This window comes from Salinihabitans flavidus, from assembly GCF_900110425.1.
Classification (GTDB): Bacteria; Pseudomonadota; Alphaproteobacteria; order Rhodobacterales; family Rhodobacteraceae; genus Salinihabitans; species Salinihabitans flavidus.
The window spans coordinates 1-14381 of record NZ_FODS01000043.1 but is presented as its reverse complement, the minus strand read 5'-3'; the positions used below and the strand labels follow the sequence as shown (position 1 = coordinate 14381).

At 59.8% G+C, this 14381-nt stretch carries 11 protein-coding genes and 2 pseudogenes; 7 read left to right on the top strand and 6 right to left on the bottom strand.

Annotated elements, in window-relative coordinates; translation table 11 throughout:
• Positions 1 to 190: pseudogene (locus tag BMW66_RS18735) on the top strand (IS3 family transposase); the annotation flags it as partial.
• Positions 191 to 263: 73 nt separating this feature from the next.
• On the opposite strand, the pseudogene BMW66_RS18730 reads toward BMW66_RS18735, so the two are convergent.
• The 5 genes and pseudogenes from BMW66_RS18730 to BMW66_RS18710 form a co-directional block, all read right to left on the bottom strand.
• Positions 264 to 760: pseudogene (locus BMW66_RS18730) on the bottom strand (IS110 family transposase); the annotation flags it as partial.
• Between the two features lie 110 nt (positions 761 to 870).
• Positions 871 to 1628 (bottom strand): IS5 family transposase gene (locus tag BMW66_RS18725; protein ID WP_093120653.1). Its coding sequence is split into 2 segments (ribosomal slippage): positions 871 to 1307 and positions 1307 to 1628, totalling 759 coding nucleotides; the frame shifts between segments, so codons are not numbered across the junction.
• 110 nt (positions 1629 to 1738) lie between these two features.
• The gene (locus tag BMW66_RS18720; RefSeq protein ID WP_175483322.1) at positions 1739 to 2674 is read right to left on the bottom strand and encodes a LysR family transcriptional regulator; all 936 of its coding nucleotides are present in this window, start codon (positions 2672 to 2674) and stop codon (positions 1739 to 1741) included.
• A gap of 168 nt (positions 2675 to 2842) precedes the next feature.
• Positions 2843 to 4201 carry an FAD binding domain-containing protein gene (locus tag BMW66_RS18715; RefSeq protein ID WP_093120650.1) on the bottom strand — a complete coding sequence of 453 codons (1359 nt, stop codon included), beginning with the start codon at positions 4199 to 4201 and terminating at the stop codon, positions 2843 to 2845.
• Positions 4202 to 4207: 6 nt separating this feature from the next.
• Positions 4208 to 6451 carry a xanthine dehydrogenase family protein molybdopterin-binding subunit gene (locus BMW66_RS18710; protein ID WP_093120648.1) on the bottom strand — a complete coding sequence of 748 codons (2244 nt, stop codon included), beginning with the start codon at positions 6449 to 6451 and terminating at the stop codon, positions 4208 to 4210.
• 322 nt (positions 6452 to 6773) lie between these two features.
• On the opposite strand from BMW66_RS18710, the gene BMW66_RS18705 reads away from it, so the two are divergent.
• From BMW66_RS18705 to BMW66_RS18680, 6 genes are all read left to right on the top strand, one after another.
• Complete coding sequence (locus tag BMW66_RS18705) at positions 6774 to 7838, top strand: BMP family ABC transporter substrate-binding protein (RefSeq protein WP_245729558.1); 1065 nt, start codon at positions 6774 to 6776, stop codon at positions 7836 to 7838.
• A gap of 31 nt (positions 7839 to 7869) precedes the next feature.
• On the top strand, positions 7870 to 9420 hold the full coding sequence (locus BMW66_RS18700) for an ABC transporter ATP-binding protein (RefSeq protein ID WP_093120646.1): 1551 nt from the start codon (positions 7870 to 7872) through the stop codon (positions 9418 to 9420).
• Between the two features lie 19 nt (positions 9421 to 9439).
• A complete protein-coding gene (locus BMW66_RS18695; RefSeq protein ID WP_093120645.1) occupies positions 9440 to 10492 on the top strand; it encodes an ABC transporter permease in 1053 nt (350 codons plus the stop codon).
• Positions 10492 to 11427, top strand: coding sequence for an ABC transporter permease (locus BMW66_RS18690; RefSeq protein ID WP_093120643.1), 936 nt, complete (start codon positions 10492 to 10494; stop codon positions 11425 to 11427). The genes BMW66_RS18695 and BMW66_RS18690 overlap by 1 nt, the downstream gene beginning before the upstream one ends.
• Positions 11378 to 12799, top strand: a complete 1422-nt coding sequence (locus BMW66_RS18685) for an amidohydrolase family protein (protein ID WP_217639342.1) — start codon at positions 11378 to 11380, stop codon at positions 12797 to 12799. The genes BMW66_RS18690 and BMW66_RS18685 overlap by 50 nt, the downstream gene beginning before the upstream one ends.
• 117 nt (positions 12800 to 12916) lie before the next feature.
• Complete coding sequence (locus BMW66_RS18680; RefSeq protein WP_093120642.1) at positions 12917 to 13621, top strand: IS6 family transposase; 705 nt, start codon at positions 12917 to 12919, stop codon at positions 13619 to 13621.
• A gap of 385 nt (positions 13622 to 14006) precedes the next feature.
• On the opposite strand, the gene BMW66_RS18670 is transcribed toward BMW66_RS18680, so the two are convergent.
• Positions 14007 to 14381 (bottom strand): cupin domain-containing protein (locus tag BMW66_RS18670; RefSeq protein ID WP_217639341.1); only part of this gene is annotated, 375 nt, incomplete at its 5' end.

Below are 14381 nucleotides of genomic sequence, written 5' to 3'. Positions count from 1 at the left end.
TCATCTCGAGCGACAGATCGGGGACTTCGTCGACTACTACAATAACCAGCGCTACCACGAGAGCCTGAAAAACGTCACACCCGCTGACGTCTACTTTGGCCGGGACAAGGCCATTCTGAGAGAAAGGGAGAAGATCAAGAACCTGACGATCCGACAGCGCCGCTTGCAACATCAAAAACAAGCAGCATAATCAATCACACAACCGAACCAGAGCCTCCAATGTTCAAGCCACTCTGATGTCCCATTTTATATGACGACGGACACCTTTGCTCGAACCGGCCTCGCGATATTGTGCCGACCTTGAGACCGAAGTCCGCAGCAGCCCGCGCAGGGACATTTCAAGCGTGATGAACCCCTGTTGCACAGCCTTACGGGCACTGAGCACTGCTCGAACCTCCTGTGCAGACACCGATTTGCAATGAACCGGCCGGAACCAGCCGAGGTGCAACAGACGCGCGATACCTTCGGCATCCCGCCGGTCTGTCTTGATAGGCATGGCCTTCAGGGCGCCCTCTACCTGTCGGGTTTCCATCAGCACGACAGGTTGTCCTTCTTCTGACAGCCCACGATGCAGCCCCTGCGACAACGGGCCAGCCTCAAGCCCGACGGCAGCGATTGCGCCGTCCTGATCGCCGATCCAGCGCAACAGCGCCTCAGGCTCGCTGGCCACCTGAGCCTCTTTCACAATCTTCCCATGCTCGCTGATCACGCAGATCGCGGTCTTCTCCAGAGACACATCCAGCCCGACAAACAGCTTCATCCCGCAGTCCTCCATGTGGATCCGATACGGGAATGGCGCCAGCTTGCCCTCGGTTTGGCAACAGTAACGGGCGGGTCGCAACGCAGGCCCCGTTACGGCATCTCATTGATTCACAACCAGAACAAGACGGTTGATGCGAGGGCGATCGCAGATAGGAATACCTTTAGACTACGGTCGTATCGGGTGGCGATCCGTCGCCAGTCTTTCAGTCGACCGAACATGACTTCGATCCGGTTCCGTCGTTTGTAGCGACGCTTGTCATATTTGACTGTCTTGTCGCGGGACTTTCGGCCCGGAATGCAGCGCGTTATTCCCTTACCTACAAGGGCCTCGCGGAACCAATCCGCGTCATACCCCCGGTCACCCAGGAGCCAGTCGGCCGGAGGCAAGCCATTCACCAGCGCTCTGGCTCTGGTGTAGTCGCTGACCTGACCGGCCGTCATGAAGAACCGGATCGGTCGCCCAATCGTGTCGGTTACGGCATGCAACTTCGTATTCATACCGCCCTTTGTCCGTCCAATCAGGCGTCCACGCCCCCCTTTTTTAACCGCAGGCTGGAAGCCGTGCGATGCGCTTTGAGGTAGGTCGCGTCGATTGAGATCGTCTTGTTGTCGGCCGCCTCGGCAGCAAGCCCCGTCATGATCCGCGCGAACACCCCCATGTTACTCCAACGTTTCCAGCGATTATAAAGGGTCTTATGCGGACCATATTCCCTGGGTGCATCGCACCAGCGCAACCCATTGCGATTGATAAAGATAATGCCACTCAAAACCCGTCGATCAACGACGCGTGGCACTCCATGGCTCGTCGGAAAATAAGGCCGAAGCCGCGCCATTTGGTCTTCGTTCAGCCAGTAAAGATTGCTCATAATGCCCCCAAATTTCCGGAGCTTGAATCATGCAGCCCTCTCGGTCTCAAGCAGATTAATAGGTCTGGAGCCTAAGCAGGTGGTCGACTCGGCCGGTGCCGTTTCGTTCATCAAGGCCCGGACAATTCCCGCTCTAGGGCTTTGGCGAAAAATGTTGAAAATTCGATTGCGGCGAAACGATTTTGGGATCGGGGAGAGGCCATGAGAACAGCCTGATCCGGTTTTAAATTCTTATCTGTGAGCGGGATGAAATGAAGTGAGCTGTTTTTAAGGTCGTTTGCCAGGCCGAGTTTGGACTGAAATACAATATGCCTGTTCATGCGAGCAATGCCCAGCATGAGCCGAGGCGAGGTTGCTTCGATGTTACCCTCCGGGCTGGTGCGAAAGAGATCCACCGCCTCATCCAGGAGCCGCCGGATCGAAAGCGCCTTGTCGGGAATCACCAACGGGTAATCGAAACACTCCCGGATACTGATGCTTTCGCGTCCAGTAAGAGGGTGCCGGGCCCCCACGACCGCGCCAATCGGCAGTTTGTATCGCGCAAGTTCGCGGCCGGTGCCGCTGGTGTGGCCGAAGGCAATGCCCACATCGCATTCGTCGCGCGAAGTGAAATCGATGACCTTGCCGGATTCCGAGACCCGCACATGAACGCGGATCCCGGGATAGATTGCCGAGAATTCGGCGCAAATCTCGGGCGCGATTTCCGAGGCGAAGCTTTCTGAAACGGCGACCCGGACAATCCCCTTGCGAAGATCGCGCAGCGCATCGAGTTGCTCGATGACATCTTCGAAGTCCCGAACGGTCTCGATGCAGTGTTGAAGGATAATCTGACCCGCACTCGTCAGTTCGAGTTCGCGTCCGCGCCGCTCGAACAGGCCGAAGCCCAATTCCTTCTCAAGCAGCAGGACGTGGCGATTGATGGCGGATGACGCAATATTCAGCTTGCGCGCCGCACCGCGAAAGGACCCGGCCTCGGCCACCGAGACGAAATACTGAATGCTGGGCGAGTGCAACTGGCGTAGCCGTCGTTCGATACCCGGAAGCATTCCGCCAGACATTTTTGCAATTCCCCGTCGAAGCAGTTTCGGCGACTCGTTCTGTGCGGACGCCGCAGCGGACGATGCCATCTACATCGGTGCGAAGTCAATCAATCGCCGAAACGCGACCCGGTTCGCGACCGGCTCGCGTGACTGAGGAGTAGGCCGTTCCCCGCGCTAATGGATGCCGGCGTGACTGGCGAAACCACGCCGAAGCAGACCGGTTATCAACTTGCTGCGATATTCCGCCGTGGATCGGATATCGTCGATCGGAGAGATGATCCCGGACAACTGCGCTGCAGCCATCGCCACGCCTGCGACCGTAATATCCTTGGCCAGCATACGCTCGGCCTCGCGTGCGCGCAAAACGGTTGGCGCCACGGCTCCAAGCGCGATGCGCGGAGCGACGATCCTGCCCTCCTCCATCCAACCATGAAAGGCGAGAGAGGCTTTGGTAATGGTCTGCGCCTTGCGCGGGCCGACCTTTTCGAAGAACACCAGCGGTGTGCCGGGCATTTCGACCTTCGGTATCCGAACTGCTGTGATCACTTCCCCGGCTGCAAGGGACGTGCGTCCGGGGCCAACCATGAAATCCGCGATGGGCAGGCTGCGTTGACCGCTGCTCGATGCGAGTTCGACCATGGCGTCATAGACATATAGCCCGGGAAGACCATCCGCTGCCGGTGACGCGTTGGCGATATTGCCGCCGATCGTTCCACGATTCTGGATCTGGATGCCGCCGACCTCGTGCGACGCCAAGCCCAAGAGCGGCGCCCATCGTTCAATTAGTTTTGACCGCCCGATTTCGGCCCAGCTTGTCAAGGCGCCAATTGTGATGCTGCCGTCGGATTGCGAGATGCCGCGGAGTTCCGACAGCCCGGAAATGTCGATCAGTTCCAGTTCGTTCAACCGGTGTTCGTTCTGCACCATGAGATCTGTTCCGCCGGCGATCATCCTCGAATTGTCGGAGAAAGATCCGAGATCATGGAACAGCTCTTCCAGAGACGCGGGACGCCAGTAGGCCTGGGCGACGTAATCCGATGCGCCGCCCTCTCCGATCCTCGCCACGACGGGCGAGTTTGCGGCGCCAAGGCCGCATTCCCTGATCGCATCCACTATTCGCACATACCCCGTGCAGCGGCAAAGGTTTCCGCCCACCGCATCGCGAATAGCGTCGGTGTCGGGATTCTCCTGCTTTGCAAGTAATTGCCAGGCCGACATGACAAAGCCCGGTGTGCAGAACCCGCATTGGACCGCACCATGACGCGCAAAAGAATTGAAAAGAGCCACCCCGACCGGATCGTTTGCGAGCCCCTCTACCGTGGTCACCTCTTTCCCCGCGAGCGATCCCGTCAGCGTGAGACAGGCACAGACCGTTTCGCCGTCGACGACAACCGTGCAAGCGCCGCATTCACCCTCGCCGCAGCCATATTTCGTTCCTCGCAAACCAAATTCCTCTCGCAGGACCTCCAAAAAGGGCTTGCGTGGATCGGAACCGCTTTCGAAGGTTTGACCGTTCAATGTTATTTTTGCCATTTGATTTCAAGCCTCGCCATGAATTGCGTTCAGGACCGCTTCGGGAAGAATCGGAAACTGGGAGAAACGCGTGCCGATTGCGTCGTGCACTGCATTCGCTACGGTCGCGGCGACCGGCGACAGACTTATTTCGGCGATGCCACGCACACCCAGCGGGCTGGTGTGATCGGGTGTTTCGAAAATGGTGTTGGTCATGCGCGGTGGCATGTCCTTGACCGATGGAATGATATAATTCGCAAGCGACGGATTACGCAGACGCCCGTCGGTGTAGATGCTGTTTTCGTAAAGGGCGTAGCCCAGACCCTGTGCAAAACCGCCTTCGCATTGTGCCCGCACACCATCGGGATTGATTGTTCGGCCAGTGTCCAGGTAGTTCTCTACATCGGTCACGGCGACCTCGCCGGTATGAATATCGACGTCGACGCCCAACACCTGCACCCAGTAGCTGTAGCCCGCGTGCGGAATGCCGAAATGCACGGGTTTGGGTGATACTGGGACGAAGGACTCGACGACCTTGGTTCCCGCCATGTCCCGCGCGATATCGGCCAGCGCAATCCGTGCGCCGCTTAACACGACATGGTGCGCCTCCAGTTCCACCGTGACATTGTCCCGTCCGGCAAGGGCATGATCGAGAATCCGGACCCGCAACTCCTGTGCCGCGCGTGCGACGGCGTTGCCCACGATGTAGATCGTCCGGGACGCGTGAGAGGAACCCGAATTCGGCCCGAGGGAGTCGCCCGCGACATACTCGAAATTTTCAATGGTCGTGTTTAGGTTTTCGGCCGCTATTTGCAGGAATGCCGTCAGGTTCCCGGCGCCTAGGTCCGGGGTGCCTACCTCGAGATGGTAGCGTCCTGCATCGTTCAGCGAAACATGAACCGTCGCGCCCTTTTCCAGACCGGAGCCCAGCCCGTAACCCTGCCAGATCGCGCTGACGCCGATTCCGCGTCGCACCCAAGAGGGCGCTCGCGATTTCGCCTCTTGCCGGTCGCCCCAGAGAGGGCCGCTTTCCGCCGCATCTAGCATAGCGGCCAATGCCGTGTCGGCGGCCATGATGAACCCGGCCGCAGCCATCTCGCCCTCGTGTATCAGGTTCCGGCGTCGCACCTCGAAGGGTGACAATCCCGTGCGGCGGGCAAGTTCGTCCATCGCCTGTTCGACACCGATTGAGGTTTGGGGAATGCCGAAGCCGCGATATGCGCTGGCGATACCGTTGTTGGTATACACCGCCTTGCCGGTGATCTCCGATGCCTCGTAGACATAGGGGCCAGAGGCGTGCTCGGCGGCCTGTGCCAAAACTGCGGCTGATAGCGTGGCATAGGCGCCGGCATCGGCGCGCAGGTTCACCTTGGCTGATTTCAGTTTGCCAGTGGAGTCTGCCCCGATACGATAGGCGATGTTGAATTCATGTCGCTTCACGCCAGACAAAAGCGACTCGCGCCGGTCGTACATGAAGCGCGCCGGACGCCCCGTCCGTATGGTCACCAGGGCGAGCGGGATATGCACGTTGCAGTCTTCCTTGCCTCCAAAAGCGCCTCCCATCATCGGGTTCAGCACGCGAATTTTGTCTTCTGCCAGGTTCAATGCAGCGGCGATCTGGCGACGATCATTGAAGGGGTTCTGCGCGCCCACCGAGAGCGTCAACCTGCCCGTCTCGTCGATCCAGGAGGTGCCGGCTTCGGTTTCCAAGAAGCCGTGTTCCTGCCGGTTTGTCGTATATGCGACTTCCACCATATGGTCACAGCTCGCCTCGGAAGCCGCAACATCGCCGAATCCCAAAGCGACTGTCGAGCAGGTATTTCCGTCAGGATGCAGGGAGATCGCGCTTTCTGCAGTAGCGGCGTCTGCGATCACCGGCAGATCCTCGTAGAGGACCTCTACCTTCTCACAGGCAGCGCGCGCGATTTCATCGGCTTCGGCCGCGATGATCGCGATCGCTTCGCCCTCATAGCGCACGACATCCTCGCACAGTGCCGGCTGATCAGCGATCACGAGCCCGTACCGATTGGTTCCCGGCACATCGGCAGCAGTCAGGACGCAAGCCACGCCCTCCATTTCCTCGGCGGCGCGGGTCTCTACGCCGATAAGACGTGCATGCGCCCGCGCGGATCGGACAACGCGTACCCAAAGCGCATTCTGCATCGCGTTGTCCGAAGGAAAGAGGTGCTCGCCCTTCGCCTTGGCCAGTGCATCCACCCGTTGGCGAGAGGTGCCTATAAGACGAAGTCGATCTTTCGCTGTCTCCATCATGAAACGCTTCCATTTTTGAGTGTCATATCCAGTCGTTCGGGCAATCTCATCACGCGTCGAGCGTTCTCACAAGAACATTAATAATGGCGCTGCGCTCTCGATTTGCGGACGATTTCAGCGACGAGGTTTGCGGGTAAAGTTGTTGGAATTCATCTTTTGCGACGGGGGGACGATAGGGAGTGTGTCCTAATTTTGAGGACGCAACTCCTGAACAATTGCGCTTTGCTTTCCAGCGCCTTCAATCTAGCGTTTTTTCCGAGAGAGGGAGGAAACAATGAAATTTAATACATTTTCACGCCGCAGGTTCTTGGCAACCACGGGAATGGCCGCAGCGACGTCGCTGACACCCGGCCTGATCAGGCCCGCATTTGCCGCGCCGCTGGCCCCGGTGAAGGAGGAGGATGCCATCATCTCCTTCGCACTCACCGGGCCGGTTTCGGACGAGGGCTGGAACGCCAATCACGACGACGCCGTGAAGGCCATCGAGGCCGCATTTCCCAGGCTCAAGACCATTGTCGTTGAAAACGTCCCGTTCTCCGCTGACGCCGCACGGACATTCCGGCAGTTCGTCCAGCAGGGGTCGCAATTCGTTTTCTCCACGTCGAACTATGGCGATTTCCTGACTTCTGTCGTGGAGCGCGCCCCGGACGTGGCCTTCCTGCAGGCAGACGGCCGCAACACCGCCGACAACCTCGGCTGGTATTACGTCAAGCACTGGTATCCGAGCTACGTTCTGGGTGTCGCAGCCGGAATGATGAGCGAGACCGGCAAGCTCGGCTATATCGGTTCTTTCCCCGTGCCGATCATCTACTGCTCCAGCAACGCCTTCCTGATGGGCGCGCAATCGGTCAACCCAGACGCCACGCTTCAGGTGATCAACATCAATTCCTGGTTCGACCCGCAGGGTGCCAGCCAGGCGGCCAGCGCGCTTATCGACGGGGGCTGCGATTTCCTGTTCGGGTTGATGAACGAACCCGCCTATCTTCAGGTCTGCGAGAAGCGCGGCGTCTATGGCGCGATGTGGAATGCGGACATGCGTCGGTTCGGGCCGAAGGCTTATGTCAGCGCCGTCGTGCCGGACTGGACCGGTTTCTATGTGGATCAGGTGCGCCAGCGACTGGAAGGCACATGGACGGGCGGCGGCGAAACGCTTCTCGACATGGGGGCAGGGGTCGACCGCGATGACTGGGGCGAGATCGTCCCGGCGGAGGTCGCGTCGGCCGCCGATGAGGTCCGCGACAAGATTCTTGGCGGATGGTCGCCCTTTACCGGCGAGATCCGAGACCAGACTGGTGCCGTGCGCATTCAGGAGGGCGAGACGATGAGCGAGCTTGCGCTTTATAATTGGGACTGGTCGATCAAGGGTGTTTCGGGTCTCGCCACCTGAAGTTTTCAAAAGCCTGCGCGAGGACAAATCCATGACTGACACCAATCGTCCGCCCGAGGATGGGGCGCTCTTGTCCTTGCGCGGGGTTTCGAAGTATTTTCCCGGGGTCATCGCCAACGAGGCTGTCGACCTCGATATCCGACCAGGCGAAATCCATGCAATCCTCGGCGAGAACGGCGCCGGGAAATCGACGCTGATGAATGTCGTCACCGGCATTTATCAGCCGAACGCCGGCAACATTTACGTTAACGGCAAAGCGATGCGCTTTGCCGCTCCGGCGGATGCCATCGCCGCGGGCATCGGCATGGTGCACCAGCACTTCAAACTGGTGAAGACCTTTACCGTCGCGGAGAATATTCATCTCGGCTGGAAGGACATGCCGGCCCTGGCCAAGGCGTCCGAAATAGAGGCGCGGACACAGGCCATTTCCGACCGCTTCAACCTTGGGGTTCATCCCGGTGCGCGGGTTGATTCTTTGTCGGCCGGAGAGCAGCAACGCGTAGAGATCCTACGGGTTCTGGCACGCGGCGCAGGGTTGCTCATTCTGGACGAGCCAACAGCGGTTCTGACCCCGCCGGAAGCGCGCGATCTCTTTCGGGCGCTGGATGATTTCCGCAAGGCCGGGAACTCCGTGATCTTCATCAGCCACAAACTGAACGAAGTCATGGAGATCTGTGACCGGGTGACGGTGCTGCGCGCCGGGCGGAATGTGGCAATGCACCCGGTCACCGAGTGTTCGCCCAACATGCTGGCCAGCCTCATGGTCGGAAGCGATTTCGACACCGCGTCACGGCCCGTTCTGCGATCCGATGCGCAGGCTCCGATCGGCCCTCCGGTGATGTCGCTGCGGGGTGTCGGCGTAATCGGGCCGAACGGCGTTCCCACGCTGCGCGATGTGGATCTGGATTTGTGTGGTGGCGAAATACTCGGCATAGCGGGGGTCGCCGGCAATGGTCAGCGCGAGCTTGGCCAGGTCATTTCCGGAGTTCTCGATCCCACCAGCGGTGAAATACAGTTCGACGGTCAGCCTGCCAACGGCAAGGACGCCGCGGCATTCGCACGCTTCGGTGTCGGCCACATCCCCGAAGATCGCATCCGCAGCGGTCTCGCCCCGTCCTTGTCGATCACCGACAACGCGGTTCTGCGCGAATACAATTCCGGCGCGCTTGGCCTTGGTCCTTTCTTCAATCCGCGCGCTGCGGATGCGCTGGCGCGTGGCATTTCCAAAGATGCCGGTGTCGTAATACCGGATTTTCGAATGCCTGTTCGCAACCTTTCGGGGGGCAATCAGCAACGCCTCGTCGCGCGCCGGGAGATGCGGATCGCCAGAAGACTTCTGGTGGCGGCCTATCCCAGCCGCGGCCTGGACATCGGCGCGATCGAGACGATGCACGGCTACCTGGGGGACCTGCGCGACCAGGGCGTTGCCGTCGTCGTGATCTCCGAGGACCTCGACGAATTGCTTGCTCTTTCAGACCGCATCGCCGTCCTGCACGAGGGCCGAAACATGGGCACGATCAACATAGAGGCCGCCAGCAGCGAGACCATCGGGCTGATGATGGGTGGCGAAAATGCCGCCTGAGAGTATTGGAGAAAATTACATGAACTGGCGTTTACAGCGTCTTCCGTCGGCCAACCCGACCGCTGCACTCTTGGCCAGCGTGGCGGCCTGTGCGGCTGCGCTCCTGCTCGCGGCGGGGATCGCCGCCATCGCGGGCTTCAATCCCCTAGCTCTGCTGGGTCAGGTCCTCTCCCTGGTGCTGGGAACGCGGTTCGGCCTGGAGGATTTCGGCCTTCTGCTCACGCCGCTGATCCTGACCGGTCTGTCGGTCATCATCATGCGACGCATGGGATTGTGGAATATCGGTGCCGAAGGGCAATTCTATGCCGGGGCTGTCGGCGCCGCGGCAATCGGGCTCTTTATCGACGGGCCTCCGGCGGTCATGCTTGTCGTCATGTTTTTCGGAGGCGCGTTCAGCGGCGCACTCTGGATCGCAATTCCGGCTTTGGCCCGCGCCTATGCCGGGGTAAACGAACTCATCACCACGCTGCTGCTGAACTTCGTTGCGCTGCTGCTGGTCTATTACCTTGGCACTGGCCCGTGGCGGGACCGGGGGGCGGGAACGCTGGGGTCCACCCCGCGCATCCCTTATGAAATGCGGGAATTCTGGGGTATCGTTCACTGGGGTCTGCCGATTGCAGTCGCGATGACCTTTCTGGTGGCCGGACTTCTGACCTTTACCCGCTGGGGCTACGAGGTGCGCATCAGCGGCGCAAACCCGGAAAACGCGCAATATGCTGGCATCCCGGTGCGCCGCCGCATCCTTTCGGTCATGTTCGCCGCGGGCGCGATTTCGGGCATAGCCGGCATGCTGGAAATCGCAGGCACCGTGCACCGTCTTCAGGGCGGCATATCCAACAACTTCGGCTATCTGGGCATCATCGTGGCGGTTCTGGCGGGAAGCTCCTGCCTCGGCGTGCTGGCCACCGCCGGACTATTCGCCTTCATCCTAAGCGCCGGCATCGTTTTGCAGACGCAGGGTTTGACCACAAGCGCTGTCGTGGCGCTGACCGGGCTTATCCTGTTGTTCAACGCCATCGGTCAGGAGTTTGCGCGATACCGTGTTCTTCGTGCCAAAGGAGGCGATACCTGATGGAAATCCTGACAGGTATTCTTTCAACGGCCTTTCTCGCGGGCGGCGTACTTTCGCTGGCGGCGCTGGGTGAGGTCATCAGCGAACGCGTCGGCGTCGTGAACCTAGGGCTGGAGGGGCTCGTGGCGCTCGGCGCGGTCACTGCCATTGCGGTTACCATGTCTGTTCCTAACCCCTACATTGGGTTCGCGGCCGCGCTCGGGATCGGCTTGATTTTCGGAATCGTTTTTGCCCTTGCGACGGTCATTGTCCGGGCGGATCAAATCCTTTGCGGTCTCGCCTTCACGATGATCGGCACCGGAATCGCCGCAACAGTCGGTCGTCCGTTTTCCGGCATTCCCGGGGCGGTGACCTTTGAACCGGTGGTCGTGCCCTATCTCAGCGATATTCCGATCATCGGACCGGCGTTCTTTTCGCAGAACATCCTCGTGTACTTCATCTTCCTTGTATTGCCATTCGGAGTGCACTTTCTGCTGTTCAAGACCCGCCACGGACTGAACATGCGCGCCGTGGGTGAAAATCCCGCCGCTGCCGATGCCGCGGGAATCCCGGTGGCTGCCATCCGCTTCGTCTATGTGTCCATCGGATCTATGTTCGCCGCCGGGGCAGGGGCGTATCTGACCCTGGCCTTCGTTCCATCCTGGTCCGATGGCATCGTGGCCGGGCGCGGGTGGATCGCCGTAGCGCTTGTCATCTTCGCCCGTTATAGCCCGTGGCGCGCGGTGCTCGCCGGGCTTTTGTTCGGTCTGATCACGGCTGTCGGCTTTGTCGGTCAAGCGCTGAACTGGCCCATTTCGGCACCGATCCTCGGCATGTTGCCTTATCTCGGTACGATTTCCCTGATCATCGTTCCGGCCTTCATCTGGCGCAACAAGCGCTACCGGAGTGCTGCCCCCGAAGCCTTGGGGCAGGCCTACTATCGCAGCGTACGGTGACCGGCGGCGCAATTGCCAATTCCAATCCATACCAAGGAGATCTGACATGAGTATCGACATTGCAATCGTGGGCGGGACCGTTATGCCGATGGGGGGAGGGAAACCTATCGAAAACGGTGTCGTGACAATTTCGGGCGACAAGATTCTTGCCGTCGGCGCAGCCGGGTCGATAGATACCGACAGTGCAGCCAAGGTCATTCAGGCGAACAACTGCGTCGTCATGCCCGGCTTTGCAGACAGCCACACCCATATCGCCTCCAACATGCTGCTTCGCGGCGTTTTGGAGGACGTGCGCTTGTTCGAGTGGCTTGAAACCATGTGGAAGCTGAAGCGGAACTTCGACCCCGAAACACTCTACTCAGCCAGCCTGCTTGGATTGGTGGAAATGGTGAAATCCGGTATCACATCCTTCAACGAACATTTTGACGCATATGCCGTCGAGCCGGAAATCGAGGCGCTAAAGAAGATTCCGCTGCGCGCCACGCTGGGTTACGGCTTTGCCGATCGCGGCGTCTATGTTTCGATCACCGACTGGTCTTGGGAAACCCTGCACAGCTTCGGCGATCTGGTTGCCAAACATCACAATACCCGCGACGGCATGTTGCAGATCGGTCTGTCGCCCCATGCACCCTATTCCTGTGGGGCGGACATGTTCAAACTGGTGCGAGAAGTCGCAAATGCCCACAAGGTGCCGATCCACACGCATCTCTCCGAGGGCACCCAGGAGATGGCCTATGTCGCGGAAAAATACGGCACGACGCCCGTGCGCTGGCTCGACTCTCTCGAGTTTCTCGGTCCCGATGTGACGGCCGCCCACTGCACGCAACTCGATCACGAAGATGCCCGCATACTCGGAGCGAACGGCACGAAGATCGGCCATTGCCCCTGTTGCAATGCCAAACTGGTGTCCGGCACCATGCCGCTAAAGATCGTGCGCGAGAACAACATCACGGTCGGTCTGGCGACGGACGGTCCTGCCAGCCACAATACCCTCGACATGTTCCAGGAGATGAAATTCGCCGGTCTGATCCACAAGGACAAGAACAACGACTCCGAATTCCTGACCACGTCGGAGATTCTGGAAATGGCAACGGCGGAAGGGGCCAAGGCAATGAATCGGCCGGAAACGGGCATATTGGAGTCCGGCAAGGCTGCCGACGTCATCGTCGTCGATGTGGACAAGCCGCATACTTTGCCGGTTTATGATCCGGCAGCAGCGCTGGTTTATTCCAGCCGCGCGGATGACGTGCTCCATAGCATCGTCAACGGCAAGATTCTGATGGAAAACCGCGTCGTCCACGGAATCGACGAGGCCGCGATCCGTGCCGACTTCCGGCTACGCGCCCATGCGTTACGCGATCGCAGTTTATGACCCGTTGCATCCATTCGCCTTACTCGCGGGAATGGTGAGCCGCTCGCGAACTTCCGCTGGGGCACTGTCAGACAAACCGGGCTTGAGGCGGGGAGGGTGGTTTCGTAGCTTTCATTGATGACCAGACGATCCCCCTTTCGCTATTTCAAAACGAGCCCCGAGATCATCCGCCTGGCGGTGATGATGTACGTCCGCTTTCCGCTCTCGCTCAGAAACGTCGAAGATCTGCTTCACGAACGCGGGATCGATGTGAGCCACGAAGCCGTCCGCTACTGGTGGCATCGGTTCGGGCCGATGTTTGCGTCGGAGATCCGAAAACGGCGGATCGAGGGTATGCGATCGAGCCGCTGGCGTTGGCACCTCGACGAAATGTTCGTGAAGATCAATGGTGAGCGGCACTACCTTTGGCGTGCCGTCGACCATGAAGGCGAGATACTGGAAAGCTTCGTCACGAAGGTGCGGGACAAGAAGGCCGCGCTGAAATTCTTAAGAAAAGCAATGCGGAAGCACGGCCGTCCCGATGTAATCGTGACCGACAAACTCCGATCCTACGGTGCTGCGTTGCGTGAAATCGGCGGCGACCATCGCCAGGAAACGGGACGCTGGGAGAACAACCGAGTTGAGAATTCACACTTGCCGTTCCGACGACGGGAGAAGGCGATGTTACGCTTCCGGAGGATGCGAAGTTTGCAGAAATTCTCCGCCGTCCACGCCTCGATTTACAACCTGTTCAACTCGGAGCGCAGCCTCACCTCGAGATCAAATTTCAAGCTGAACCGCGCCGCCGCTCTCGCCGAGTGGCGCGGTCTCTGTGCTGAATAGGGGACAGCCATCCTGTCCTTGCCGAGACTGGTTCGCATTCGTCTGGCAGCACCGGTGCGAGGGCAACTCGGACCCATTGCGGAAGCGGACCTTCAGCCGGGCTCCCGGACCAGCACCCGCTTGGTCGACACTACCGGGGGATTGGCCGTTCACTGTGTTGGCTGCGTTACCGGCTGGTGATACGGATGCCTTCGGCATCGCGCCGCTCACCTCGACGTCCCATAACATGCCGCCAGCGATCAATCCTTCCCGCACCCATCCAAGCGCTTGCCACCAATCGTCATAAGCTTTTCGGGTGGTCTCATCAGTGTAGCGGCGCACCTCCCGCAGGGCGGACAGCCCGGCGCTGCCCGCCCCCACGATCACAGTATCGACCTTCACCGGCTCACTCGTCCGCGTCGGCTTCGGCCTTGGTGGCGTGTTCGGTGCCCGGATCGTGCTCGGGCGGGCTGTAGGTGGTGAACAGCTTCAGCATCCCCGACCCGGTGTTCTTGAAGTTGTGGAAGACGCCCGAGGGCACTATGCTGACATCGCCATCGGCGATCTCGCACTCGGTCTCGCCGATCTTCGCCACTCCCGAACCCGCGACGAAGTAGAGCAACTGGTCGTGCCCCTCGTGCACCTCGCCGCCGATCTCGCCGCCCTCGGGGATGGCCATCAGTACCAGCTGCGTCTGCTCGCCGGTCCACAGGACCTTGCGGAACTCGTCGTTCGCGCGGGCCAGCTCGACGACAGGCAGTGTAAGTTTCGTGGTCTCAGA

Coding starts and splice junctions, on each gene's coding strand:
- BMW66_RS18690 (WP_093120643.1), top strand. CDS start 10,492: ATGGAAATCCTGACAGGTATTCTTTCAACGGCCTTTCTCGCGGGCGGC.
- BMW66_RS18720 (WP_175483322.1), bottom strand. CDS start 2,674: ATGCTTCCGGGTATCGAACGACGGCTACGCCAGTTGCACTCGCCCAGC.
- BMW66_RS18680 (WP_093120642.1), top strand. CDS start 12,917: ATGACCAGACGATCCCCCTTTCGCTATTTCAAAACGAGCCCCGAGATC.
- BMW66_RS18695 (WP_093120645.1), top strand. CDS start 9,440: ATGAACTGGCGTTTACAGCGTCTTCCGTCGGCCAACCCGACCGCTGCA.
- BMW66_RS18715 (WP_093120650.1), bottom strand. CDS start 4,201: ATGGCAAAAATAACATTGAACGGTCAAACCTTCGAAAGCGGTTCCGAT.
- BMW66_RS18705 (WP_245729558.1), top strand. CDS start 6,774: ATGGCCGCAGCGACGTCGCTGACACCCGGCCTGATCAGGCCCGCATTT.
- BMW66_RS18710 (WP_093120648.1), bottom strand. CDS start 6,451: ATGATGGAGACAGCGAAAGATCGACTTCGTCTTATAGGCACCTCTCGC.
- BMW66_RS18700 (WP_093120646.1), top strand. CDS start 7,870: ATGACTGACACCAATCGTCCGCCCGAGGATGGGGCGCTCTTGTCCTTG.